General features: G+C 63.1%; 28 protein-coding genes. 11 read left to right on the top strand and 17 right to left on the bottom strand.

Annotated elements, in window-relative coordinates; all coding sequences use genetic code 11:
- Positions 1 to 176: 176 nt before the first annotated feature.
- The 5 genes from AC58EF_RS22875 to AC58EF_RS22855 all read left to right on the top strand — a co-directional run bounded on the left by AC58EF_RS22875 (position 177) and on the right by AC58EF_RS22855 (position 2,634).
- Entirely contained in the window at positions 177 to 1,076 is a 900-nt protein-coding gene (locus tag AC58EF_RS22875; RefSeq protein WP_317152297.1) for a LysR family transcriptional regulator, read from the top strand.
- Between the two features lie 43 nt (positions 1,077 to 1,119).
- The gene (locus AC58EF_RS22870) at positions 1,120 to 1,422 is read left to right on the top strand and encodes a hypothetical protein (protein ID WP_317152298.1); all 303 of its coding nucleotides are present in this window, start codon (positions 1,120 to 1,122) and stop codon (positions 1,420 to 1,422) included.
- A gap of 106 nt (positions 1,423 to 1,528) precedes the next feature.
- Positions 1,529 to 1,741, top strand: coding sequence for a type II toxin-antitoxin system Phd/YefM family antitoxin (locus AC58EF_RS22865; protein ID WP_317152299.1), 213 nt, complete (start codon positions 1,529 to 1,531; stop codon positions 1,739 to 1,741).
- Positions 1,742 to 1,758: 17 nt separating this feature from the next.
- Complete coding sequence (locus tag AC58EF_RS22860; RefSeq protein WP_317152300.1) at positions 1,759 to 2,145, top strand: type II toxin-antitoxin system VapC family toxin; 387 nt, start codon at positions 1,759 to 1,761, stop codon at positions 2,143 to 2,145.
- A gap of 78 nt (positions 2,146 to 2,223) precedes the next feature.
- Positions 2,224 to 2,634, top strand: a complete 411-nt coding sequence (locus AC58EF_RS22855; protein WP_324740938.1) for a barstar family protein — start codon at positions 2,224 to 2,226, stop codon at positions 2,632 to 2,634.
- Between the two features lie 23 nt (positions 2,635 to 2,657).
- On the opposite strand, the gene AC58EF_RS22850 is transcribed toward AC58EF_RS22855, so the two are convergent.
- The 11 genes from AC58EF_RS22850 to trbB are packed head-to-tail and all read right to left on the bottom strand — an operon-like array spanning position 2,658 to position 12,421.
- The gene (locus AC58EF_RS22850; protein ID WP_317152301.1) at positions 2,658 to 2,891 is read right to left on the bottom strand and encodes a DUF2274 domain-containing protein; all 234 of its coding nucleotides are present in this window, start codon (positions 2,889 to 2,891) and stop codon (positions 2,658 to 2,660) included.
- A complete protein-coding gene (locus AC58EF_RS22845; protein WP_317152302.1) occupies positions 2,888 to 4,225 on the bottom strand; it encodes a TraB/TrbI/VirB10 family type IV secretion system protein in 1,338 nt (445 codons plus the stop codon). Before AC58EF_RS22845 ends, AC58EF_RS22850 begins: the two co-directional genes overlap by 4 nt.
- Positions 4,222 to 5,256 (bottom strand): P-type conjugative transfer protein TrbG, encoded by a 1,035-nt coding sequence (gene trbG, locus AC58EF_RS22840; RefSeq protein ID WP_317153962.1) that lies wholly within the window; start codon positions 5,254 to 5,256, stop codon positions 4,222 to 4,224. The genes AC58EF_RS22845 and trbG overlap by 4 nt, the downstream gene beginning before the upstream one ends.
- A gap of 2 nt (positions 5,257 to 5,258) precedes the next feature.
- Positions 5,259 to 5,942 (bottom strand): conjugal transfer protein TrbF, encoded by a 684-nt coding sequence (trbF, locus tag AC58EF_RS22835; protein WP_317152303.1) that lies wholly within the window; start codon positions 5,940 to 5,942, stop codon positions 5,259 to 5,261.
- Positions 5,943 to 5,948: 6 nt separating this feature from the next.
- The gene (gene trbL, locus AC58EF_RS22830; RefSeq protein WP_317152304.1) at positions 5,949 to 7,334 is read right to left on the bottom strand and encodes a P-type conjugative transfer protein TrbL; all 1,386 of its coding nucleotides are present in this window, start codon (positions 7,332 to 7,334) and stop codon (positions 5,949 to 5,951) included.
- Complete coding sequence (gene trbK-alt / locus AC58EF_RS22825) at positions 7,331 to 7,582, bottom strand: putative entry exclusion protein TrbK-alt (protein ID WP_317152305.1); 252 nt, start codon at positions 7,580 to 7,582, stop codon at positions 7,331 to 7,333. Before trbK-alt ends, trbL begins: the two co-directional genes overlap by 4 nt.
- Before the next feature lie 30 nt (positions 7,583 to 7,612).
- Positions 7,613 to 8,335 (bottom strand): P-type conjugative transfer protein TrbJ, encoded by a 723-nt coding sequence (trbJ, locus tag AC58EF_RS22820; RefSeq protein ID WP_317152306.1) that lies wholly within the window; start codon positions 8,333 to 8,335, stop codon positions 7,613 to 7,615.
- On the bottom strand, positions 8,332 to 10,782 hold the full coding sequence (gene trbE / locus AC58EF_RS22815) for a conjugal transfer protein TrbE (protein WP_317152307.1): 2,451 nt from the start codon (positions 10,780 to 10,782) through the stop codon (positions 8,332 to 8,334). Before trbE ends, trbJ begins: the two co-directional genes overlap by 4 nt.
- 15 nt (positions 10,783 to 10,797) lie before the next feature.
- Positions 10,798 to 11,070, bottom strand: a complete 273-nt coding sequence (locus AC58EF_RS22810) for a VirB3 family type IV secretion system protein (RefSeq protein WP_317152308.1) — start codon at positions 11,068 to 11,070, stop codon at positions 10,798 to 10,800.
- The gene (locus AC58EF_RS22805; protein ID WP_317152309.1) at positions 11,070 to 11,402 is read right to left on the bottom strand and encodes a TrbC/VirB2 family type IV secretion system protein; all 333 of its coding nucleotides are present in this window, start codon (positions 11,400 to 11,402) and stop codon (positions 11,070 to 11,072) included. The genes AC58EF_RS22810 and AC58EF_RS22805 overlap by 1 nt, the downstream gene beginning before the upstream one ends.
- Positions 11,399 to 12,421 (bottom strand): P-type conjugative transfer ATPase TrbB, encoded by a 1,023-nt coding sequence (gene trbB, locus AC58EF_RS22800; RefSeq protein ID WP_317152310.1) that lies wholly within the window; start codon positions 12,419 to 12,421, stop codon positions 11,399 to 11,401. The genes AC58EF_RS22805 and trbB overlap by 4 nt, the downstream gene beginning before the upstream one ends.
- Positions 12,422 to 12,701: 280 nt before the next feature.
- Here trbB and AC58EF_RS22795 point away from each other — a divergent pair, with 280 nt between their 5' ends.
- Complete coding sequence (locus AC58EF_RS22795; protein ID WP_317152311.1) at positions 12,702 to 12,968, top strand: AbrB/MazE/SpoVT family DNA-binding domain-containing protein; 267 nt, start codon at positions 12,702 to 12,704, stop codon at positions 12,966 to 12,968.
- Positions 12,965 to 13,363: a type II toxin-antitoxin system VapC family toxin gene (locus tag AC58EF_RS22790; RefSeq protein WP_317152312.1), complete on the top strand. Its 399-nt coding sequence runs from the start codon at positions 12,965 to 12,967 to the stop codon at positions 13,361 to 13,363. The genes AC58EF_RS22795 and AC58EF_RS22790 overlap by 4 nt, the downstream gene beginning before the upstream one ends.
- On the opposite strand, the gene AC58EF_RS22785 is transcribed toward AC58EF_RS22790, so the two are convergent.
- From AC58EF_RS22785 to AC58EF_RS22760, 6 genes are all read right to left on the bottom strand, one after another.
- Positions 13,360 to 13,788, bottom strand: a complete 429-nt coding sequence (locus AC58EF_RS22785; RefSeq protein ID WP_317152313.1) for a CopG family transcriptional regulator — start codon at positions 13,786 to 13,788, stop codon at positions 13,360 to 13,362. The two genes, AC58EF_RS22790 and AC58EF_RS22785, sit on opposite strands and share 4 nt — an antisense overlap.
- 18 nt (positions 13,789 to 13,806) lie before the next feature.
- Positions 13,807 to 15,804, bottom strand: coding sequence for a conjugal transfer protein TraG (locus AC58EF_RS22780; RefSeq protein WP_317152314.1), 1,998 nt, complete (start codon positions 15,802 to 15,804; stop codon positions 13,807 to 13,809).
- A 395-nt stretch (positions 15,805 to 16,199) separates the two neighbouring features.
- Positions 16,200 to 17,132: an ImmA/IrrE family metallo-endopeptidase gene (locus AC58EF_RS22775; protein WP_317152315.1), complete on the bottom strand. Its 933-nt coding sequence runs from the start codon at positions 17,130 to 17,132 to the stop codon at positions 16,200 to 16,202.
- Positions 17,129 to 17,626, bottom strand: coding sequence for a helix-turn-helix domain-containing protein (locus AC58EF_RS22770; protein WP_317153963.1), 498 nt, complete (start codon positions 17,624 to 17,626; stop codon positions 17,129 to 17,131). Before AC58EF_RS22770 ends, AC58EF_RS22775 begins: the two co-directional genes overlap by 4 nt.
- A 5-nt stretch (positions 17,627 to 17,631) precedes the next feature.
- The gene (locus tag AC58EF_RS22765) at positions 17,632 to 18,249 is read right to left on the bottom strand and encodes a GNAT family N-acetyltransferase (RefSeq protein ID WP_317152316.1); all 618 of its coding nucleotides are present in this window, start codon (positions 18,247 to 18,249) and stop codon (positions 17,632 to 17,634) included.
- The gene (locus AC58EF_RS22760) at positions 18,249 to 18,473 is read right to left on the bottom strand and encodes a transcriptional regulator (protein ID WP_497278808.1); all 225 of its coding nucleotides are present in this window, start codon (positions 18,471 to 18,473) and stop codon (positions 18,249 to 18,251) included. Before AC58EF_RS22760 ends, AC58EF_RS22765 begins: the two co-directional genes overlap by 1 nt.
- Positions 18,474 to 18,614: 141 nt before the next feature.
- On the opposite strand from AC58EF_RS22760, the gene AC58EF_RS22755 reads away from it, so the two are divergent.
- The 4 genes from AC58EF_RS22755 to AC58EF_RS22740 are packed head-to-tail and all read left to right on the top strand — an operon-like array spanning position 18,615 to position 22,606.
- Positions 18,615 to 19,580: a CBASS oligonucleotide cyclase gene (locus AC58EF_RS22755; protein ID WP_317152317.1), complete on the top strand. Its 966-nt coding sequence runs from the start codon at positions 18,615 to 18,617 to the stop codon at positions 19,578 to 19,580.
- Between the two features lie 5 nt (positions 19,581 to 19,585).
- A complete protein-coding gene (locus AC58EF_RS22750; RefSeq protein WP_317152318.1) occupies positions 19,586 to 20,104 on the top strand; it encodes an HORMA-1 domain-containing protein in 519 nt (172 codons plus the stop codon).
- Complete coding sequence (locus tag AC58EF_RS22745) at positions 20,104 to 21,042, top strand: AAA family ATPase (protein WP_317152319.1); 939 nt, start codon at positions 20,104 to 20,106, stop codon at positions 21,040 to 21,042. The genes AC58EF_RS22750 and AC58EF_RS22745 overlap by 1 nt, the downstream gene beginning before the upstream one ends.
- Positions 21,043 to 21,067: 25 nt before the next feature.
- Positions 21,068 to 22,606, top strand: coding sequence for an SAVED domain-containing protein (locus AC58EF_RS22740; RefSeq protein ID WP_317152320.1), 1,539 nt, complete (start codon positions 21,068 to 21,070; stop codon positions 22,604 to 22,606).
- The last annotated feature ends 200 nt before the right edge of the window (positions 22,607 to 22,806 follow it).

The following is a 22,806-nucleotide window of genomic DNA, read 5'->3' as shown; positions in this document are numbered from 1 at the left end:
GCGCCCTTGCGAGCTGACAAGGTTAATTATTTCGTTTCGATGACAGAATCCGTTTCGTTTGCAGCCGCCTCCGCTGGTCTTTCAGTCAGGAGGAAGTGATGTGAGCAACGGATTTCAGGGCCGGACTGACAGACCGCGCCGGACATCCCTCCCTTCCTCCGTCGGGGAGGTCGGTCGTGCCACTGGAAACGAAACAATTGCGCTACGCAGTGCTCGCTGCGGAAACCAGGAGCTTTTCACGGGCGGCGGCGCTGCTGCGGATCAAACAGGCGACGCTCAGCCGCAACGTCCTGCTTCTCGAACACCGCCTGGGCGTAAAATTGTTCGAGCGCCGGACGCGCGGCGCGATCGTGACACCAGAGGGCTTGCCGATCATCGCCACCGCTAGGCGTATATTGACCGACGTCGAGTGTCTCCAAACGCGAGCGCGCGCCATGCGGAATGGCGATGCGGGTGAACTGACCATCGGCTTTTGCAGTTCACTGACCGCAGGCGATCTGCGTTTCGCAATCGTCGAGTTTCAACGCCGGTTTCCCGATGTGCGGCTAAATGGCGTCGAACGGGATCGCGGTTTTCTGCACCATGCGCTTCACGCCGGGATGATCGATCTTGCCGTCGTCACCGGCGACCTTGGCGATCCTGGCGTCAAACGCCGTCCACTCTGGTCCGAGCGGGTGCTCGTCGCCCTGCCTGACGAACATCCGCTAATCGATGCCGAGAGAATCTACTGGCATGATCTGCGTCGCCAGACCTTCGTCCTCGGCACGCAGGATCCTGGCCCTGACCTGATGCGGTTGCTTCAGGCCCGTCTCGCGGAACCGGGCTATCAGCCCGACGTGGAGATCCAGGATGTCAGCCGTGAGAATGTTCTGGCGATGGTGTCCGCAGGCTGGTTTCTGACATTGGTTTCGGAATCGGCGCTGGGCGTCAATCATCCGGGCATCATCTTCCGCGAGGTTCATGAGCCGACTGGCCAGGCCCGGATCGACTATGGCTGTTATTGGCGCACCGACGACACGAGCCCTGCGCTGCGTCGGTTTCTCGGACTCATCCGTGAGCGCTACCCGGATGCCTGATCCGGCGCCCTTCGTCCCACAGACCATGCAAAGGAGTTACCAGATGCACGCAAAGCCATGGGTGATCGCGCTCGTCGCGCTCGTGATCGGTTTCGGTTCGGGGTTCGTCCTGCGCCCGGTGCTGGTGCCGGGCGCCGACACGCCACCGGCAGCAACCGCACCCTTCGCGGTCAGTTCATCAGAACCGAGGGGAACGCAATATTTCGAGGTCAATCTGGACGAGGCCCGCCAGATCATCGCGCAATGCCGCGACGGCATGGTGCGCGGGACAGAATGTGCGAATGCCGACATCGCGGTGGCTCAGGCGGACGGCAAGGCCAATTTCGACGCCTTCATGGGGCGATAACGCGAAGCGGTGATCCGCCGCATCCACCGAAGCGCCTCGGCCAATGCAGAGATCCTCCTGTCGAGAGTAACCAAATTAGCTATATTCTTGGCTAAGGGAGATTCTGATGGCTCCGTTCTCTGTCCACGATGCAAAGACCAACCTATCCAAACTCATCGCCGCCGCGCTCGATGGCCGTGACGTCGTGATCGCACGCGGGGGCCGGCCTGTCGTGCGCCTCGTTCCCGTTGCTCCAATAGGCAAACGTCGATTTGGAGCGCTAAAGGGCAAGATCGCATTGGATCACCGTTTCAACGACCCTTTGCCTGACGACGAGTAGAAGGGGTGGGGTCTGGGGTGAAACGTCTCCTCTATACCCATGCTCTAATCTGGTGGCTTGCGGGGGACGAAGCTCTCAGCCCGGCGGCGCGGGAGGCCATTGCCGATGATGTGAACAGCGTTGCCGTGAGCGCGGCTTCGGCAATGGAAGTCGCAACGAAGTTTCGGATCGGGAAGTTGCCCGACGCGGCGCTTCTGGCGCAAGAGTTCGAGACGATCATCGCATCGCAGGGATTTACCGAACTGCCGATTTCCGTTCACCATGCCAGGCTTGCGGGTGAGATGAAGATTGCCCACAAAGATCTTTTTGATCGGTTTCTGATCGCCCAGGCTCAATCGGAGGACATGATCCTCGCGTCGAACGAAGCGTTGTTCGACAGCTTCGCTGCAAAGCGACTCTGGTAGAATTGCGCGTAGTGCGGCGCCGGAGCGCCTTGTCTGTGCTCACTGGCGCTGTCGCGGGTGACTATATGGGGGGTGTTCTTGAGCGGTAGGTCCACGCCTCGAACCTTCGTCATCGACGGAAGCAATATCCACGACATCCCGTCCTTCTATGACGAGATCAACCGCGTGTTCATGGGCGGTGAGGATTGGAAGCTGGGGCCGAGCCTCGATGCGCTCGATGACATGCTCTATGGCGGTTACGGCGCCTTGCAGGGGAGCGGCCCGGTCGTCCTGATCTGGCGGGGCATGGAGAGAAACCGGACCGATCTTGGGGTGGAAGCGACGCGCGCTTATTACCGCGCAAAAATGGACGCCCCTGATCGGTACAACGTCGCCCGCATCAATGACGATCTCGCTGCCTTGGAACGGGGCGAAGGCGCAACATATTTCGAGATCATCTGCGAGATCCTGGCCGGTCATCCCCGCATCGAGGTTCGAGCAGAAAGTTAGACGCGATCAGATCGGGTCAGCGGTCACGATGGCCTAGTTATCTCACGACGCGCTTTCGAAAACCCGCGATCCGTCGCCATGAACCGTTCGAGCATGGGTGCGACCAGCCGCACCGGGCTGACCGGCTGCGCTGCACCCGTCGATTTCGCCAGCACCCGCCCGTAATCCACAAGATCACGGTGGACGGAGGCCGGCAACTCAATGGTGAGCCGGACCGGCTTGTCCTCCGCCAGATCTCCGAGCTTGAGTTTGGTCATCGTGTCTGTCTCCACGGCGCCAGCACGAGGTCACGGCTCACAAGGACCCGGACCGGATAGCCGGGCCGCACTGTGAGTGTGGGCTGGATGTTGAGCTGACGGCGGACAATGTCCTGACCCGCCTGATTGATCGTGTTCTGCCCGCCGTCACGGATGGCGCGGGCGATATCATCATCGGAGTCCGTTCCCAGTTCAGCGCCGATGCTGAGAAGTGTGGAGAGGCCTGCCGCACGCAATATGCCGCCCCAATGCTCGTTGACCTTATCCTCAAGGCCGGCATAGCCGGAAGGATCGCCGGTGGGCTGGCGATCAAGGATGATCGAGCGCCCATCGGGCAGGATGAGACGATTCCAGACTAGCAGGACACGGCGCTGGCCGAAGGCGACCTCGGCATCATAATCGCCGATCAACCGTGATCCCTGCGGAATGAGTAAGGTACGACCTGTCGGACTGTCATAGACACTTTGCGTCACCTGGGCGGTGACTTGCCCCGGAAGATCGGAACGGATGCCGGTGATAAGCGCCGCGGCGATGACGCTGCCAGCCTGGACGATATGGGGAGAGACCGGGTCGACAAGACGGCCGCTATTGAGCGTTCTGCCTTCCGGGCCGCGCTCTACGAAGTCACGTTTCGCGCGCTGCATATTCGGGCCGTCTGCGGGTTCGGGAACGGTAGGCGTCGCCGCTCCGAGGTCGGCCAGATCGAGGCCAGGCATCGATGCAGGCGCTCCGGCCGCCTGAGCTGAGGCGCCGGCCTGGCCACCCAGAAACAGCCGGCTTGCGATGGCGGCTTCCTGCTCCTGCGCGGCGCGCTGGGCCGCCAGTTCCTCTGGCGTCAGTCCCTGCGGGCCGGCGGCGGAGGGATCGCCCGGAATGCCAGTCGGATCGCCCTGCTGGGCGGCGAGTATGGGGCCGCCGAGATCGCCCGGAAGCGGATCACCAAGCTGCGGCACGCCAGGCGGCAATTGGCTGTAATCGCGCGGTCCGGTCGCGACCTGCTCGGTCACGGCGCGGCTATCGGTATTGTAAAGCTCTTCCGGGCCGCTGCGATCACGGCTCTGCAACGCGAAGGTGAGCGCGCCGCCGACGGCAAGCGCCCCGGCGCCGCCCAAGATCGCCATGGCCTTGCGCGAAAGGCGCATGACGCGAGGCGGTTCACCGCGCAGCCTGAACCCCGCGGGATCAGCCAGAGGCGGCCCTTGCAGGGGGCGGTCCTCCTCGGTCGCCTGCTGCGGTGCGTCATCCGATGCGCCATCGACCGGCGCCGCGACGCCAGCCTCATCTTCGCTTTCCGGCCCTTCACCCTTGGCGCGGGGATCATGCTCGCCGGTCATCGCCGGCTCCTGCGCTGGCGAGGAACGTCATCGCGCATAATGCGGACGACCTGCTGGCGCTCGCCGCCCAGCCGCAGTTCGGCCGCGGCGAACAGACGATCGACGACGATATGGCGATCCGCGACCCGATAGTTGACCAGTTCGCCGCCGCCTTCGGGACCGATGACGAACAGAGGCGGCATTTCCCCCTGGGCGACGCCGGCGGGGAATTCGATAAAGACCTGTCGTCCGTCATCGAAGGCGCGAACGGGGCGCCAGGGCGCGTTGTCGCCGTCGATCCGGTAACGGAAGTTCAGCCGGGCAATATCGACACCCGATGCAATCGGCGCCGATGCCGCCGCGACGCTATTCTGTGTGCGCAGCGCGATCAGACGGTCCTGCGGATAGGTCCAGGAGACCGACGCCATATAGGTCGATGGCGTGGCGCGCAGTTCAAGATGATAGGTCCGCCGGTTCGTATTGATGACGAGATTGGTGGAAAGATCGGACCGTGTCGGTTTTACGAGAATGTGGACGCGTGCCGACGCGCCGGACCCGCTCACTGTGTCGCCGATGATCCATCGGACCGTGTCGCCCGCTGCGACGGGACCGGGCCCGACGAGCTGCTCGCCTTCCTGCAAGGCGATGTCGGTCACCTGTCCGGGCGCGGCATAGACCTGATAAAGCGCGCCGTCGGACCAGGGGTAGACCTGAATGGCGTTGATGAAACCATCGCGCACCGGTTGCATCCGTGCGGCGGCATTGGCCTGATTGACGCGCGCCGAAGGGTCGGACGGCTCCGGCCGAACTACGCCCTCTTCCGCAGGCTTCAACTGACCCGGTAAGGGGAGCGGTTCGGGGACGGTGACGATCTCAACCGGCATGAGCGGTGCGGCCATTTCAACGGCGGCAATGGCGGGCGCGTCGTCATAGCGTATCGCGGGGATCTTTGCCGACGTGCTGGCGCAGGCGGACAGCGTGGATACGGAAATCAGCAAGGCCGAAAGCACGGTGATACGCGATGACCGCTGACGCGGAGGGAATGCGGACATGGTCATTGGCCTAGCTCCTTCGACCAGTTGATGGCGTTGACGTAGACACCGAGCGGATTCTTCCGCAGGCGCTCGGGATCGCGCGGCGGCTGCACGGTGATGGTGAGAATGGCGGACCACCGCTCGGTCGCGGCGAGGCTGCCGTCAGAATAGCGGCGCTCGATCCAGGCGACCCGGAAGCTGTCGGGCGATGCCCGGATGACGCTGGAGATTTCGGTAGCGACCTGAACCCGGCCGATATTGGCGAACGGATCATTCGTGCGCGCATAATCATTGAGCGCCATGGCGCCGCGATCGGTCGTGAAGTCATAGGCGCGCAGCCAGTTCTCGCGCACGATCACCGGATCGGCGGGCACGCCGCGAACCTGCTCGATGAAACGCGCCAGATGGAAGGCGATCTGGGGATCGCTCGGCCGATAGTCGGCGTTGGCGGGCGCGACGGTCTGGGCTTGCCCCAGCTTGTCGACCTCGACGATCCAGGGCGTGATCGTGCCGCGTGCGCCCTGCCAGACAAGGCCGCCGGCGAGACCGGCGGACAACGCCAGGCAGCCGAAGGCGGCGAGCCGCCAGTTGCGGGCCTGGACACGGGCGGAGCCGATCCGCTCATCCCAGACCTGCGCCGCGCGCTGGTACGGCGTTTCCGGCTCCGCAGCTTTGCCGTATCGAATGGAGGGTCGCTTGAACATGAGCGGTCAATCCTTTTGCTTGATGTCGGGCGACATGCCGCCGCCGCCGCGATCCCCGGAGCGCACCGCATGGGTGACGGAGGTGACGCCGCGTTGCAGCGCCTGCTGGCGCTTCATTGACTGCGCCCAGGCGGGCGGTGATCCTCCGCCAGAGGAAGAAGCGGCGGGCGCCGCAGTGGCGGACGCGCCGCTCGAAGCTCCAGCGCCGCCCGAGATCGTGCCGCCTGTTGCGCCGAAGCCGGCACGCGCGCCGGAACGGAAGCTGGATTTGACGCTGTCCCCGGCTTTGGAAGCCGCGCTCTTGATCGGGGCCATCGCCGCCTTCGCCGCTCCGCTTGCGGCAGCTTGCCCTACGGCGGAGAGACCGCCTGCAACCGCGCTTGCCCCGGTTTTGCCAATCGAGCCGACGCTATAGCTGCTGGCGGCCGCGCCAGCCGCGAAGGAACCGCCGCGCGCGGCGGCTGCTCCCGCCTTCATCCCGCCGCCGATCGCGGACGCCGCGCCGGAGGCCGCCATTCGGGCGCCCATGGCGCCGCCCACCGCCATGCCGCCTGCGGCCAGCGCCGTTCCGACGGCAGCGCCAGCGCCCAGCTGGGGTGCGCCTGAGACAAGGCCGGTCGCGATGCCCGGACCGAAGATGGAAAGACCGAGCAGCGCCAGCGCCGCAAGCGCGACCGACATGGCCTGTTCGGCGGTCGGCATCTCCCCGAAGGCGCTCTCGAACTGGGCGAAAAGGCCCGTCCCGATTCCGACGATGACGGCGAGGACCAGCACCTTGATGCCGGAGGCAACGACATTGCCGAGCACCTTTTCAGCGAGGAACGCCGTCTTGTTGAACAGGGCGAACGGCAGCAGCACGAAGCCCGCCAGAGTGGTCAGCTTGAACTCGATCAGCGTGACGAAGAGCTGCACGCTGATGATGAAAAACGCGATGAGGATGATAACCCAGGCGATCAGCAGGATCGCGATCTGGACGAAATTGGTGAAGAGCCCGACCGGGCCAGTCAGTTCTCCCGCCGCTTCGAGCAATGGCTCGCCGGCGTTGAACCCAGCGGCCGCGACGCTTCCCGGCTTCATGAAATCGGCAAGGCTGATCGCAGAGCCGCTGGCTTTGAGGCCAAGCCCGGCGAAACTGTCGAAGACGATGCCGGCAAGCGCGGAGAAATTACCGATGACGAAGGCGAAGAAGCCGACATAAAGCACCTTCTTCACGAGCCGGTGCATCACATCCTCATCGGCTCCCCAGGCCCAGAAGAGACCGGCAAGGGTAATGTCGATGACGATCAGCGTCGTGGTGAGAAACGCCACCTCGCCGCCGAGCAGGCCGAAGCCGCTATCGATGTAGCTGTTGAACGTGTTGAGGAAGGTGTTGATGACGCCGGTGTCGTTCATGGCCGGTCGCCCTTGCCGCCGATGAACCGCCGCCGATGTTCATCCCAGGCCGCATCGCAGCCACTGTCGGGCATGGTGAGGGTCCGACAACGCGCCAGTTCCTCGCGCAAGGGATCGTATGGCGTGAGGTCCGCGGGCGACGGCAACGGCGCGGCAGAGTCGCGCTCGTCCACCGCTATGGCGATCGCAGTCGCCATCAACAGGCCTCCGGCAAGTGCGACCCCGGCGATTTTGGCGCTGCGGCTCATCTGCGTTTCCCCCTGTTTATTATCGCCGGGTCACTGACCGCTGCGTTTCATGAAGCGCCGGAAATGCTCGCGGCCCTGTTCTTCGGTCGCGGCGTCGCGAGCGGATTCGAGCGCCTGGGCGCGACCTTGCGCGGCGATCAGCGCCGTCAGGTCCGCGATCTGGCGCGATTGCAGGGCGAGAAGCTGATTACCGGCCTGGGCCGCCTGAAGCGCGCCCGTCGCCGACTGGCTGGCGCCGACAATGTTGGCCATCGCCGTCTGCGAGCCTTCGATATTGCCGACGACGCCGGCCTGGACGCGCAGCGCATCCTCGAAGCTGCTGACGCTATCCTTCCAGCGGTCGCGGGCGTTGGCGATCAGCGTCGCATCGGAGGCATTCATGTCGACGCCGCGATAGCGGGCCGTGAACGCATCCTCGATCGTCTTCACATCATAGGCGATGCGCTGGGCTTCGCTCAGCAACTGGCGGGTCTGTTGAATCTGCGCCTGAAGCTCATTCAGGCTGCTGAACGGCAGCGAGGCGAGATTGCGGGCTTCGTTGACCAGCGAGGTCGCCTGCTGCTGGATCTGCTGAATCTGATTGTTGATCTGCTGGAGCGTACGCGCCGCCGTCAGCACATTCTGGGCGTAATTTGTGGGATCATAGACGATGCCGCCGAAGCCGAACTGAGCGCTGGCGGGGGCTGAGACGGCGGTGAGGCTGAGCACGGCGATGCCGGCGATCAGGCTGCGACGAAGGACAGGACGGGTCATAGCGGGTTCTCCTCGGTAAAGGTTGGCAAGAGGTCGGCGGCCCAGACCAGCCCGCGGTGGCGTAGCCAGGCGTCGGCGAAGCCCTGCTGCCCATGGGCGTCCATCAGTTCGCCGATGGTGATCTGGTCGGTCTTGGAAGAGGCGGCCGCGAAGGCGAGCGCGACATCGCCCAGGCCCAGCTCGAACAGCCGGTTGCCGCGTGGGCTCTGGCAGTAGTAATCGCGCTTGGGCGTCGAACGGGCCAGGATCTCGATCTGACGATCATTGAGGCCGAAGGCGCGATAGATGCGGGCAATCTGCGGTTCCAGCGCGCGCTCGTTGGGGAGCAGGATGCGGGTCTTGCAGCTCTCGATGATCGCGGGGGCGACGCTGCTGTTCTCGATCTGAGCGAGCGACTGGGTCGCGAAGATGACGCTGGCGTTCTTCTTGCGCAGCGTTACCAGCCAGGTGGAGAGCTGGCGCGCGAAGGCCGGCGAGTTCAACGCCAGCCAGCCTTCGTCGATGATGATGAGCGTGGGCGACCCGTCGAGCCGTCCGGCGATGCGATGGAAGAGATAGGACAAGACGGCGGGCGCCGCGCCGCTGTCCATCAGCCCTTCGGTTTCAAACGCCTGCACCGAGGCTGTGCCGAGCCGTTCCAGTTCGGCATCGAGGAGCCGCCCCCAGGCGCCGCCGACGCACCAGGGCGCGAGAGCTTGTTTGAGTTCCTGCGACTGGAGTAGCACGGCAAGACCTGTGAGGGTGCGTTCACCGACCGGCGCGCTGGCGAGTGAGGTCAGCGCCGACCAGATATGATCTTTGGCCTGCGGATCGACAGCGGCGCCTTCGGATTCGAAAATCCCGGCGAGCCATTCGGCGGCCCAGGCGCGCTCGGCCGCATCATCGATCCGGGCCAGCGGCTGCAACAGGACACTGCTGTCCTCTTGCCTATCGGCATCGCTTGCAAACAGGCTCCCACCAAGATCCTGCCAGTCGCCGCCCATGCCGAGCGCGGCGGCGCGGATACTGCCACCGAAGTCGAACGCGAAGATCTGACTGCCGGAATAGCGCCGGAACTGAAGCGCCATGGTGGCGAGCAGCACGGATTTACCCGCGCCGGTGGGACCAACGATAAGGGTGTGTCCGACATCGCCAACATGGAGCGACAGGCGGAACGGTGTGCTGCCCTCGGTTTTGGCGAAGAGCAGCGGCGGCGCCTTGAAATGCTCATCGCGCGGCTGACCCGCCCAGATCGCCGAGAGCGGGATCATATGGGCAAGATTCATCGTCGAGAGCGGCGGCTGCCGGACATTGGCATAGACATGGCCGGGCAGCGATCCGAGCCAGGCCTCGATTGCGTTCATACCCTCGGGGATGCAGGTGAAATCCCGGCTTTGGATGATCTTCTCGACCAGGCGCAGCTTCTCGGCCGCAACACCGGGATCTTCGTCCCACACGGTGACGGTCGCGGTCACATAGGCCTGGCCGACATCATCAGAGCCAAGTTCCTGAAGCGCGGCATCGGCGTCGGCCGCCTTGTTTGACGCATCGCTGTCCATCAGGACGGACGCCTCGTTGGTCATCACCTCCTTGACGATGGCGGCGATCGACTTGCGCTTGGCGAACCATTGGCGCCGAATCTTACTGAGGAGTTTGGTAGCGTCGCTCTTGTCGAGCATGATCGCGCGGGTCGACCAGCGATAGGGAAAGGCGAGCCGGTTCAGTTCATCGAGAATCCCCGGCCAGGTCGTGGTCGGAAAGCCGACGACGGTGAGGACGCGCAGATGATGCTGGCCGAGACGCGGTTCGAGACCGCCGGTCAGGGGTTCATCGGCCAGCAACGCATCAAGATGCATCGGCGTATCGGGAACGCGGACACGCTGGCGCCGCGTTGAAATCGTCGAATGAAGATAGGTCAGGGTCGCGGCGTCATCGAGCCAGGCCGATTCCGGCACGAAGCCTTCGATGAGATTGAGAAGCTGGGCGGCGCGGTCGGTGAAGCTTTTTACCATCTCCCACGGATCGACGCCGTCTTTGGCTTTGCCCTCATAGAGCCAGCTTTCGGCGCGCGCGGCGTCTTCCGCTGGCGGCAACCAGACCAGCGTCAGATAATAACGGCTCTCGAAATGCGCGCCCGCATCAACGAATTGCGCCCGGCGTTCCTCATCCACCAGCGCCGAGACCGGGTCTGGGAACTCAGATACGGGATAGTCATCGGATGGCACGCGCTGGGCTTCAACGAAGATCGACCACCCCGATCCCAGACGGCGAAGCGCATTGTTGAGCCGATAGGTGACGCCGACCAGCTCGGAGGGTGTGGCGGAATCGAGATCGGGGCCACGGAAGCGTGCGGTGCGCTGAAACGAGCCATCCTTGTTCAGCACGACCCCGTTCGCGACCAGCGCCGCCCAGGGCAGGAAGTCGCTGAGCCAGGCGGCGCGATGGCGATATTCGGCGAGGTTCATCATGGTCGCGGCTCCTCGTCAGACGCGCAAAAAGGCGGGATATCGAAGGTGGCGGCGGGCAACGTCGGCGAACTGCGCGTCGCGCCGGGCAGCCCAGACGGCGGCGAGATGACCGACGAGCCAGAAGACGCCGCCGGCGGTCCAGAGCTGGAGGCCGAGGCCGATCGCGGCCGCGAGCGTGCCATTCGCGATGGCGAGCGTACGCGGAGCGCTGCCGAGCAGGATCGGCTCGGTCAGCGCCCGGTGGACGGGGGCATAGAAGCCCGCGACCTCATAGCCGCCGCCCTGCATCAGATGACGGCCCCGCCACCGAAGCTGAAGAAGGAGAGGAAGAAGGAGCTGGCGGCAAAAGCGATCGAGAGACCGAAGACGATCTGGATCAGACGGCGGAACCCGCCATTGGTATCGCCGAACGCCAGCGTCAGGCCGGTCACGATAATTATGATCACTGCGACGATCTTCGCCACCGGCCCTTCGATCGACTGGAGGATCGATTGCAGCGGCGCTTCCCATGGCATGGAAGAACCGGAAGCCTTGGCGGCGCTCGACATGGCGAGCGCGACGAACACGCCGATGATGGCCGTGTTTGCGGTACTGCGAATTTGGGAAAGCGAGCGCTTCATGTGCGGTCTCCTGTTGTGGGAATTGGGGATTTTTCCGTCGTGCGGATGGGGTCGAGGGGCCCCGGAAGCTGGCGCAGCGCATATTCGCCGGCGGCATTGAGACCATCGACGCGGGCCAGTTCGGAGAGGCGGCGTCCATGGCCATCGCGCACCAGCACCGCGACAAAATCGATGGTCTCGGCGATCAGGGCGCGCGGCACCGTCACCACCGCTTCTTGGATGAGCTGTTCCATCCGGCGCAACGCGCCGATCGCGCTGCCGGCGTGGATCGTGCCGACGCCGCCCGGATGACCCGTGCCCCAGGCTTTCAGAAGATCGAGCGCCTCGGCGCCGCGCACTTCGCCGATCGGAATCCGATCGGGGCGCAGACGCAAGGAGGAGCGTACGAGATCCGACAGGCTGGCGACGCCATCCTTCGTCCGCATCGCCACCAGATTGGGCGCGCTGCACTGGAGTTCGCGCGTATCCTCGATCAGCACCACCCGGTCGCCGGTCCCGGCGATTTCGGCAAGGAGCGCATTGGTGAGTGTGGTCTTGCCTGTGCCGGTGCCTCCGGCCACCAGGATGTTCGCCTTGTCGGCGATTGCGATGCGAAGCGCGGAGGCCTGCAAGCGGGTCAGGATGCCGTCAGCGACATAATCATCAAGGGTGAAAACAGCGACGGCGGGCTTGCGGATCGCGAAGGCTGGTCCGGCGACAACTGGCGGCAGCAAGCCTTCAAACCGTTCCCCGCTTTCCGGCAGCTCGGCCGAAACGCGCGGGGCGCCGGCATGGACCTCGGCGCCGACATGATGGGCGACGAGACGGATAATCCGTTCTCCGTCCGTCGGTGCGAGTGTTTCGCCGGTGTCGGAAAGTCCTTCTCCCAGCCGGTCCAGCCAGAGGCGGCCATCCGGGTTCAGCATCACTTCGACCGTTTTGGGATCGGCGAGCCAGCCTGCGATCGCGGGGCCGAGCGCGGTCCGTAGCATCCGCGCGCCGCGCAGCGAACTCTCCGATTTTAGGCTGTAGATCGCCAATGCCTGTCCCCTGATTGCCTGTGCGCACACGCCGCACGAGGCCATGGGGACAGTTAGAAGAGACAGAAAAAAGGCTATCGCAACAACAATTTGCGTTTAGCGTAGAGCGTCGAAGCAATAGAAAGCCGGGCGTATGCCGGGAGGATCATCCAAGTGGCGAGCTCCCGTCTCGGATCATATTCCAAGACCACTGCGCCACCCGAATCGCGGAGCCTGACCACACCGCGTCTTGAAAATAATGCAATTTTGCATTATTTTCTTATCTAGAAGGAGACAGGTGGTGATCACGCTCACTGTGACGGCTCGGGGCCAGGTGACATTCCGAAAGGAAATTCTTCAGCATCTGGGCATTCGACCCGGCGAGCGGATTCATCTCGATCTGCTCCCCGACGGACGAGCGGAACTCAAGGCGGATAAGCCCGCTGGCTCGTTCCGGGATCTGCACGGCTTTCTGAAATCCAAAACCAATGGGCGGAAGCTTTCGATCAAAGAGATTGAAGACGCGATCGCTGCCGGCGGAGCTGATGCCGGACTTGGTCAACCGTGAAGATCACGGCTGATACCAATGTACTGCTGCGTGCCTTCGTCGGGGATGATGCCGAGCAGGCCAGCCGCGCTGTCGATGTTATGGATCGGGCCGACATCGTTGCGATAAGCCTGCAATCGCTCTGCGAATTCTCCTGGGTGCTGGCCCGCGCCTATGATGTTTCGCGAGAGGATATCGCATCGGCCATACGCCGCCTACTCGACACACGGAATGTCGTCGTGAATCGTCCTGCGGTGGAAGCTGGCCTCACGCTCCTCGACGCCGGCGGAGACTTTGCGGACGGCGTGATCGCCTATGAAGGCAACTGGCTTGGCGGAGAAACCTTCGTCTCGTTCGACAAGAAAGCCGTCAAACTGCTGACGGATCAGGGGCATTCCAGCCGCCTGCTACGTTAATCGGCAAAGGTTCGGTCCTCTGTCGCTGGCCGGTCCTCACTCAGCTCACGCGCCAGGCTCGATCCCATTTCGACGCGGCGGCCCAGAGCCTCAATGAAACCCTTATAGCGTTCACTGCCGCTGGCCTTGGCAGCAGCCTGTCCGGTGTCGGGCAGGGGCGGAGTCGTGGTGAGCCAGAAGCGAACGAACAGGGCGATCGCCTCATTGGAGATGGTGATATTCTGCTCAGCCCGCTCCAGTTGCCGCGACAGGCGATCGAGGCGCCTTGCCAGTGCGGCCTCCAGGCGCTCAGGCCCGTCTGGAGACAGAAATGAGAGAAGCGCCGCTTCGAGTATCTGGGTCTGGGGCACACGCTTGCGAGCGGCATAATCCTCGATTTGATCGACGAGATCAGGCGGCAGACGATAGGTTCGCTTGACGCGCATGGTCTGATTATCTCCCTGTCAAAGTTCGATGCCATCGCCGGGATCGAGACTTGCGATGCGGGCAACGCGGTGCATCCGGCGCTGGGTGGTTGCCTCCTCGCTGGCGGTATCCGGCTCATCGAAGTCGAATTCATTTGCTGGCGGCGGCGCCTCACGCACCACTTCCTCATGGTCGGGAAGGCCTGGCTCACGGCGGATATTGGCATTGGCGTCATCGCTTTCAGGCGTCTCAGGTTTGACCGCCGTACCGCCGGATTGACCGGGCGGCGGATTGTCCGGCTGCGGCGGCGGTTCGATACCGGTCCAGTCGTCTGGACGTGGCGGCCGTGGGCTGCGCCGGGGCTTTGGCGCTGGCAGCAGGCGGCGTGTGAGGCGAGGATCGGTGAAATATCGCGCTTTCTTCGCCCGCACCGGCGGCGTGCCTGCCACCATGACGATCTCATCGTCAGGGGGAAGCTGCATGATCTCGCCCGGCGTGAGAAGCTGGCGCGCGGTCTCGGATCGCGAGACCATCAAATGGCCGAGCCAGGGCGAAAGCCGATGGCCGGCATAGTTCTTCATCGCCCGCATCTCAGTCGCCGTGCCAAGTGCATCGGAGACACGTTTGGCGGTCCGCTCATCATTCGTGGCGAACGACACGCGGACATGGCAATTGTCGAGGATCGAGTGATTGACGCCATAGGCCTTCTCGATCTGGTTGAGCGACTGTGCGATCAAGAAGGATTTCATGCCGTAGCCCGCCATGAAGGCGAGAGCGGACTCGAAGAAATCCAGCCTCCCGAGTGCTGGAAATTCATCGAGCATCAGCAGCAATCGCTGGCGTTTGGCGGTCGAAGCCAGGTCCTCGGTCAGTCTGCGGCCGATCTGATTGAGAATCAGCCGCACCAAAGGCTTCGTTCGGTTGATATCGGACGGCGGGACCACGAGATAGAGCGAGACAGGATGCGGTCCGATCACCAGGTCGGCTATCCTCCAGTCGCATTGCCGCGTGACGGCCGCCACGACCGGATCTCGATACAAACCCAGGAACGACATCGCGGTCGAGAGCACCCCCGACCGCTCATTCTCGCTCTTGTTGAGCAGTTCGCGTGCCGCCGAGGCGACGACAGGATGCACGCCCGCTTCACCCAGATGCGGGGTTAGCATCATCGCGCGCAGCGTGGTCTCGATCGGGCGGCCCGGATCGCTAAGGAAGTTAGCCACGCCGGCCAGAGTTTTGTCCGGCTCGGCATAGAGGACATGGAGGATGGCGCCTACCAGAAGCGCGTGGCTGGTCTTTTCCCAGTGGTTGCGTTTTTCCAGCGAGCCTTCCGGGTCGACCAATATGTCGGCGATGTTCTGAACGTCGCGGACTTCCCATTCGCCCCGGCGCACTTCGAGTAAGGGGTTGTAGGCTGCACTCGCCGCATTGGTCGGGTCGAACAGCAGCACCTTGCCGAACCGGCTGCGGAAGCCTGCTGTCAGCCCCCAATTCTCGCCCTTGATGTCATGAACGATGCAGCTACCCGGCCAGGTCAGCAGGCTCGGCACGACCAACCCGACGCCTTTGCCCGAACGGGTCGGTGCGAAGCAGAGAATATGCTCCGGCCCATCGTGGCGCAGATAGTCATTGTCCAGTTTGCCGAGGATAACACCATCATCGCCGAGCAGTCCGGCAGCGCGCGCCTCCTTCTCGGTCGCCCAGCGCGCTGACCCGTAGGTCTCGGCATTCTTCAGCTCACGGGCGCGCCACACCGACATGCCGATGGCCACTACGATCGAGATGAATCCGCCTGATACCGCGATGTACGCACCAGTCTGGAAGATGTCGGGCGCATAAGCGTCGAAGGAAAACCACCACCAGAAGAAGGCGGGCGGCGGATAGACAGGCCAGTTGCCAAGGCTGAACCAGGGCGGCCCGAGTTGGGGCTGATGAGCAAGGGCTGCGGCGGTCCACTGCGTCGCAGACCAGACGGACACCAACACGATTGTAAAGACAGCGAATATCTGTCCCCACAGGATCTTGGTCGCAGACACATCCTCTCCTTTCCGGCCAAAAGTCAGAAAGTCGGGATTATAATCTCACGATTAAAAGGGGGTGGGGAAGAATGTCGACGTAATAGAAATGGCGGCGTAGGAATAGAAGCGATGGCGTAAATGTCGGACACTCCGGAAAGGCTCCTTTCAGGATCGCAATTCGGGATAGCGGACATTATCGCCAGCGATCCGGCGGGTCAGCACGCACCCCAATCTTGGTCGTTAGGCTTAGCAATCAATTCACCTGAAACCGGGCATTGTTGCTGCAATGGCATCATGTCGGCAATGTACGTTGGCGACCGACCGGGCTTTGAGTCACAAGCCGGAAAGCAGCCAACGGTTCACTCCAATCAAGGTTCTGCAAACGGGGGTGATGCCTGCCTCTAGCAGGCAAGTTATCTTGTGACAGAAACCGCGCTCGGAATGGCTCGAAGCCAAATACCGAGGGTCAATGCCTCATGCCCGTTGAAGAAGGTCTCGAAGCGAAAGGCATGGCGATCGCCATTTCGGTCGATCAGCACGACTTCGTCATCGCCCAGCGGCCCGCCCTTTTGCGCGCCGGCGTAGCCGACCGTGGCAGCGAATAGCTGAGCCTCGGTGATGGCCCCGAAGCGGTCGCTGAAAGGTGGAGATTGGATGCAGTAGCGGCAGGGGTTAGCCGGATCGAAGGTGGCCTTGCGTCTGGCCGGATGTGGATGACCTGTGACCAGCGCCACCATGGGAATATTGCCGTGCGCCTGCTCGGCAAGCCTCCACAATGTGGAGGTCATGGTGTTTCCAAAATTTCCGCTTAGCCGACGCACGAGGTCCAGCGTCGGCGATTCCGATCGCGCTTCTGCCTCGAAGCGTGACGCGAGGAAAAGCATTTGGCCGGCCGCATAATTGGCTTCGGCTTCCATGATCTCGTGGCAACTTGGGGTGAGCGTCTGTTCAGTGTCGCCAAGCATCATGCCGACGTGCCAGGGAATGATGTCGTGGCCGATCTCGTGCGCCTCGTTCCAGCGATGCTTGAGCTTGGGCAAATCCTGATCGATCAGGATGCGCTTCTGGTCCGGCAGATACAGCGCCTTGAGACTCAGTGTGCGCACGGCATCCTTCAGGATCGTGGGGCGCTTGAGCACCTGGATTCCGGCAACCATCATGCGCGAGAATGTCTCGCGAAGAAGGCTGTCGTCGGTCGTGCTATAGTAGCCGCGATCGAGCTTGAGCAGCTCGCGCACCAAACGAAGGTCTATGGGTGGTTGGGGATTGCCAAGGCCCCTGAGCACCTTGGCGACCTGATCGTCGATATCCTGAACCGTGCGGTGATCGAGCCGTATGTTCTTCACGTCGGATGCAATGGCCCCTTTTTGCTCAGCACCGCTACGAAAGCTTCGAGCGCCGCACTCTCCTCGCGCGTCAGCTTATGCACCGCCTCTGACCGCGCGGCAAACCGAACGGCTTCCTCGCGCAAGCTGTCATCGTTGGCCGCAGCCAGGCCGGCAAGCTGCATCAGGCGCGGTTGCGGCACTTCGAACAGCTGCGCCAACTGAAAGACCGTTCGTGGTCCAGGCACATAATGAACGTCATCTTCGATGATGAGAAGCTCGCTTGCATCCACTCTGGCTGCATCGGCGAGCTGCTCGATCGAATAGCCCCGCCGACGGCGCATCATGTTGACGAACTTGCCGAACGCGATGCGACTTTCCTCGGGCGCGGCAACGGCTGGCGCGGCGCGATCATCCGGCATCGGGTCTGCCGCCAGCAAGCCGGCGCCAATGAACGCGTCGCCTTCGCGCCGCGCCCGTCCCAGCCACCATTCCTTGCTCCGTTCTATCCTCATCGTCGTCACTCCTCTTCGAGGAACGCCCTGGCCCGCTCAGCGGTCATCTCGAAGTATATCAAATCCTGATAGGCGGGATCGGGTCCGATCTCGGTCATCCCGCACTTGCGATAAAAGTCATCCGCCTGCGGAAGCGAATGCAAGCCGATCCGGCCCTTGAAGCCCTCGTCCTCGCTGAGCGCTACGGCCGCGGTCAGCAGTGTCGATCCAACGCCGCGCAGCCTCGGCGCGAACCCGAGATCCGGCCGATTCCACGGGGCGACCTCGAGATAGTCTACGTAGACGAGTGGCTTACCCGCATGCGAGGGCTCACGTCCGGTGCCGGTCAGATTGACCTGAGCAAGGCCTTGGGTTTCCCCGCCGGCAATGACGCTGAAGCCCTTGAAGGCGAGCAATCCCTGAACGCCCGCGGTCTTCCTGCGCCAATCCCAGTGCCAGTTCTGCGGCCAATCGCTCATGGGCACGCCGCGTTTGGCGAGATCGCGCAATATGTCGATGAGCGCGGGCTGCCATCGCGTCTGCCAGTCGATCAACTGAGCTTCTTCGATGGCATCCCGCAACTCGGCCTCGACAGCATCGCCGCTTGCCGAATCCAGAAGGTAGATGGTCGAAATCTCAACCATCAGAGCAACATCAGCTCGGCCTTCTCGCGCGTGCTTTCATTCTCGAAAACGAGCTTCTCGCCCTTTTCGACGCGCGCCTCCACCGCTTGGTACAGGCGTAGAGCCTGCCGAAGCACCGCCGTCTTTGTCAGATCCTTGCGTGCGGACAAGTCGTCCAGCGCGCGCATCTCGGCGTCGGTGAGGTTCAGCGTCATGGTTCGCTTCGCCATCATCTTCACCTCCATCGTCCTTGGTTCAGATAGGGAATCTTCCATAGGATGTCAATTGGAAATAGCCAATTACCACCCCTTGAATAGCTATTTTCTAGCTACTATATATGTGCTGGACGTTGAAGTCCGCGATTCCCGCGGCGAAAGGAGGCGAGTGTGTCACGCCAGCATGTCGATCACCGCGAGATCGCGGCGTTCGCCCAAGACAAGGTCAACCTGCCCAAGGACAAGGCCGACGAATATCGCGCGCAGGCACGGCGGTTGCGCGAACGGCTCGAAACCTACCTTGATGAGCACCCCAGTTTCACATTGAAGCGGATGCAGCTGTCGGGCAGCCTCGCAAAGGGCACGGCGCTGCGCTCGCTGAACGATATCGACGTCGCCTGCTATGTGAGCGGCGCCGAGGCGCCGCATCAGATTTCCGAGTTGCTCGAATATCTCGCAGAACGGCTCCGCAAGGCATTCCCCAATTTCAGCGCGGATCAGGTCCAGCCGCAAACCTATAGCGTCACGGTCTCGTTTCGCGGCTCAGGTCTCGATGTGGACGTGGTGCCGATCCTCTATGATGGCGATCCGAACTGGTATGGCAATCTCGTCAGCCAGGATGACGGGTCATTCCTCAAGACCAGCATCCCGCTCCACCTCGATTTCTGCTCGAAGCGCAAGAAGGCGCAGGAGAAGCACTTCGCGCAGGTGGTTCGCCTGGTCAAATTCTGGGCACGGCGCATGAAGAACGAGCAGGACGGGTTCCGCTTCAAGTCCTTCATGATCGAGATGATCATGGCCAAGCTCTGCGATCAGGGGCTGGACCTCTCGGACTACCCCGACGCGCTCCAGCATTTCTTCGGCTATGTCGCCAGGAGCCGCTTGCGCGAGAAAATCCTGTTCACCGACTATTACCCGGCGTCGCGGGTCGGCAGCTTCAGCGAGACGGTCCAGATCATCGACCCGGTGAACGAGCTGAACAACGTCAGCCGGCTGTATACCTCCGCCAACGCCGACGCGATCGTCGAGGCAGCGCTCGATGCGGGCGATGCGATCGACGCCGCACTCTACGCCCCCACCAAGCAGGAGACCGTCCGCTATTGGCAGATGGTCTTTGGCCCCTCCTTTCAGGTGTAACGATCATGGCAAGCAGCTACGCGATCACCGAATCCACCGCGTTCACCATCACCCACGCCCGCCATATTGCCGCCAAGGTCGCGGCCGATCTTAAACGCATGCAGCGCCACTATGGCAAGCCCAGCGACAGCGACATCGCCGACTATGAGGCGGAAGTCGTCGCCCTGCTCAAGGCCGGCTATCTCGGCACCGTCAGCTATGGCTTCCGCCGCAATGAGAACTGGATCGAACCGACGCTGCGCTACACCGCGCGTGATCTCGCTGGGGGTACGGCCGATGACGACGACGATCCCGGGAAGGTTCGCCCTTGGGCTGATATCTCGGGCGCCTCGTTCCACAGCTATCTGACCTATTCCGCGGCCTGGAACCGGCTCGACAGCGCACAGCGGGATGCGTTCAAGAAGACGCTACCCTTCTACCGCTCCGGTGGCAGCGAGCCCGGCATCACCGGCTATCTCGAACAGGATCGAACTTATTCAGCCGGCGGCCAGGCGCTGGGCCGCGCAAGCGTAAGGAGCTATTGATGCAGACCAAGCCAGGTCTCGACGAGCTGTTCGAACGCCGCATCACCTATCCCGATGTCGATCCGCAGACGCGGCTTGCACGGCTCGTCGGGCTCGACGACCAGAAGCTGCGGCTGACCAAGATCCTCGGCCTGCTGGTCAACCCGGCCGGACTCGAGCGCTGGGCAAACAAGCATCACCCCGGCGCGCAGCTCCTGCTCGACACAGTGCTGCGGCGGCCGCCGCTCGTAATTCTCGCTGGCGACGTCGGCTCGGGCAAGACCGAACTCGCCGAGACGATCGGCGACGCCGTAGCCCGTCAGGAAGATATCGACATCACGCTGCTGCCCCTCAGCCTTTCGACACGGGGCCAGGGGCGTGTCGGCGAAATGACCCAACTGCTCTCGGCGGCGTTCGACCATGCGGTCGCCGAAGCAAGGAAGCTCAAGTCAAGCTCTGGACGCGCAAGGGGCGGTGTCATCCTGCTCGTCGACGAAGCCGATGCGCTTGCCCAGTCGCGCGAGGCCGCACAAATGCATCACGAGGACCGCGCGGGCGTCAACGCCTTCATCCGCGGCATCGACCGTCTCGCCAACGAAAAGCTTCCCGCCGCCGTCATCATGTGCACCAATCGGCTGAGTGCGCTCGATCCGGCAGTTCGGCGCCGCGCCGCAGACGTGCTCGAATTCACGCGGCCGAACGAGGAACAGCGTCGTTATGTCCTCTCTTCGCGGCTTGCGCCGCTCGGGCTGCAGAACGGGCATATCGACGCGCTCGTGACGGCTACCGGACCACAACGCGGACGCGATTTTGGTTTCACCTTTTCCGACCTTACCCAGCGCCTCCTGCCTTCGATCGTGCTCGATGCCTATCCGTCGCGGGCGGTCGACGGGGCGAGTGCCCTGGCGGTAGCGCGGTCGATACTGCCGACGCCGCCGTTTCGGGACTCCGCGTCGTGATGGGAACCCCTGCGGGAGATATCCGGTGACGCAGGCGGTGACTGTCCGGCGCGATGGCGACACATTTCAGGCGCGCCTGTTCTGGCTTCGCGCCGCGCGCCTGCTCGACGCCGAGAGTCCCGTGGTCAAGGTCGGGTTCGAACTCGGCCCCAAGAGCTTCGACGATATATGGGTCGACTACGATCCACGTCGCAGCCCCGTCGATCAGAATGGCGCGCCGCTGCTGCGCGAACATATCCAGTGCAAATGGCATGTGACGCCCGACAGTTATGGTTACGGCCAACTGATCGATCCCGAGTTTATCAACGCGAACGCCAAATCGCTGCTCCAGCGCGCCCATGTCGCGCAGTGTGCCCATGCGCCGGCCGGCGTCGGTATCCGCTTCAAGCTGCTTACCAACTGGCGCATCGATCGCGCCGATCCGCTGCGCGAAATTATCGGCACCCGGTCCGGTGCCCTCCGCCTCGAGCGGCTGTTCGGAACAGCAACGGACAACAGCAAGACCGGCGCGATTCGCAAGGCCTGGCGCGAGCATCTCGGGCTGGACGAAAACGGGCTCCGCCTGTTGGCCGGCACGCTTGCGTTCGGCGAAGCCACCGATTCGCTCGATGATCTGCGCGAAACCCTCGACCTCCTCTTCTCCTATGTCGGGTTGCGCCGCATTCCTGTCCATCAGAGCGCCTTTCCCTATGACGATCTGGTCTTCCAATGGATGGGCCAAGGAAGATTGGAATTCGACCGAAGCTCCTTCCGCGCAGCCTGCGACCGGGAAGGCCTGCTGGACGCGGCTAAGCCGGTCGTGGCGGTTCATGGGGTCAAATCGTTCGAGCATCCGATCGACCGGCTCGAGGATCGATGTGTAGAGGTGCTCGACCTCACACCCGAATTCGACGAACGGCATATCCGCAATGATGAGGATTGGGCGGACAAGCTCTATCCGGCGTTGTCGGCCTTCCTCCTGGCCGCCGCCGCTAAGTCCGACCGGCTACGCCTTGCGCTCGACGCGCATGTTACGCTCGCCTTTGCCGCTGGGTCGGTGCTCAACATCAAGTCAGGTCGCGCTATCGAGCTGGAGCAGCGAACGACCGATCGGCGCATTTGGTCGCCCGACGACACCGACGCCGACGACGCGTGGCCGACGCTTGAGATGCAGCTTGTCGAGGTCGATCCGGACAAACCCGACCTGGCGGTTGCGGTCGGGCTGACGCATGATATCGCCGGGGCAGTTGAAACCTATACGAAGGATGCGCTGCCCGAAGTCGGCCGCATCCTCGTCTGTCGGCCCCGCGGCGGCCCCGGCGCGCGTTCTGTCACCTGCGGGCGCCATGCGTTCATGCTCGCCGAAGCTGCGGCCGCCGAGATTCGCCGAGCGCGCGGCAATGGACCGCGTGTGATCCATCTGTTCGTGGCGGCTCCCAATGCCTTCACCTTCTTTCTCGGCCAGCGCCAGCCAGCGATGGGTGTCGTCCGGCTCTACGAGTTTGATTTCGAGGGCCAGCGCAGCGGTTCCTATCGCCCGTCGATCTCGCTGCCTCCCATCCGCGCTGCCGCCGACGTAGCATGAGTCCTACCGAGGAATGTAGATGATGATCGACGGTGGCGAATCCGGACTGCCGAATTCGCAAGTGGCGAGGAACCGCCTGCGACAGGCGATCCCGTACCCAGCCTGCGAACGGATTTCGTGGTCTGGATCAACGGATGGGACAACGACGACGAGGTGAGGCGCGGGCGGTCGAACCAGACGGATGATACCCGGCCCTGCAA

The organism is Sphingobium sp. WR1 (assembly GCF_059693745.1).
The sequence above is the reverse complement of the archived record's forward strand: the minus strand, read 5'-3'. Positions and strand labels throughout refer to the sequence as shown.

Bases quoted from the DNA above. Each gene is read 5' to 3' on its own strand.
- AC58EF_RS22870 (WP_317152298.1), top strand. From the start codon at position 1,120: ATGCACGCAAAGCCATGGGTGATCGCGCTCGTCGCGCTCGTGATCGGT.
- AC58EF_RS22865 (WP_317152299.1), top strand. From the start codon at position 1,529: ATGGCTCCGTTCTCTGTCCACGATGCAAAGACCAACCTATCCAAACTC.
- AC58EF_RS22850 (WP_317152301.1), bottom strand. From the start codon at position 2,891: ATGACCAAACTCAAGCTCGGAGATCTGGCGGAGGACAAGCCGGTCCGG.
- AC58EF_RS22845 (WP_317152302.1), bottom strand. From the start codon at position 4,225: ATGACCGGCGAGCATGATCCCCGCGCCAAGGGTGAAGGGCCGGAAAGC.
- trbG (WP_317153962.1), bottom strand. From the start codon at position 5,256: ATGTCCGCATTCCCTCCGCGTCAGCGGTCATCGCGTATCACCGTGCTT.
- trbF (WP_317152303.1), bottom strand. From the start codon at position 5,942: ATGTTCAAGCGACCCTCCATTCGATACGGCAAAGCTGCGGAGCCGGAA.
- trbL (WP_317152304.1), bottom strand. From the start codon at position 7,334: ATGAACGACACCGGCGTCATCAACACCTTCCTCAACACGTTCAACAGC.
- trbK-alt (WP_317152305.1), bottom strand. From the start codon at position 7,582: ATGAGCCGCAGCGCCAAAATCGCCGGGGTCGCACTTGCCGGAGGCCTG.
- trbJ (WP_317152306.1), bottom strand. From the start codon at position 8,335: ATGACCCGTCCTGTCCTTCGTCGCAGCCTGATCGCCGGCATCGCCGTG.
- trbE (WP_317152307.1), bottom strand. From the start codon at position 10,782: ATGATGAACCTCGCCGAATATCGCCATCGCGCCGCCTGGCTCAGCGAC.
- AC58EF_RS22810 (WP_317152308.1), bottom strand. From the start codon at position 11,070: ATGCAGGGCGGCGGCTATGAGGTCGCGGGCTTCTATGCCCCCGTCCAC.
- AC58EF_RS22805 (WP_317152309.1), bottom strand. From the start codon at position 11,402: ATGAAGCGCTCGCTTTCCCAAATTCGCAGTACCGCAAACACGGCCATC.
- AC58EF_RS22785 (WP_317152313.1), bottom strand. From the start codon at position 13,788: ATGCGCGTCAAGCGAACCTATCGTCTGCCGCCTGATCTCGTCGATCAA.
- AC58EF_RS22770 (WP_317153963.1), bottom strand. From the start codon at position 17,626: ATGAGGATAGAACGGAGCAAGGAATGGTGGCTGGGACGGGCGCGGCGC.
- AC58EF_RS22765 (WP_317152316.1), bottom strand. From the start codon at position 18,249: ATGGTTGAGATTTCGACCATCTACCTTCTGGATTCGGCAAGCGGCGAT.
- AC58EF_RS22760 (WP_497278808.1), bottom strand. From the start codon at position 18,473: ATGGAGGTGAAGATGATGGCGAAGCGAACCATGACGCTGAACCTCACC.
- AC58EF_RS22750 (WP_317152318.1), top strand. From the start codon at position 19,586: ATGGCAAGCAGCTACGCGATCACCGAATCCACCGCGTTCACCATCACC.
- AC58EF_RS22745 (WP_317152319.1), top strand. From the start codon at position 20,104: ATGCAGACCAAGCCAGGTCTCGACGAGCTGTTCGAACGCCGCATCACC.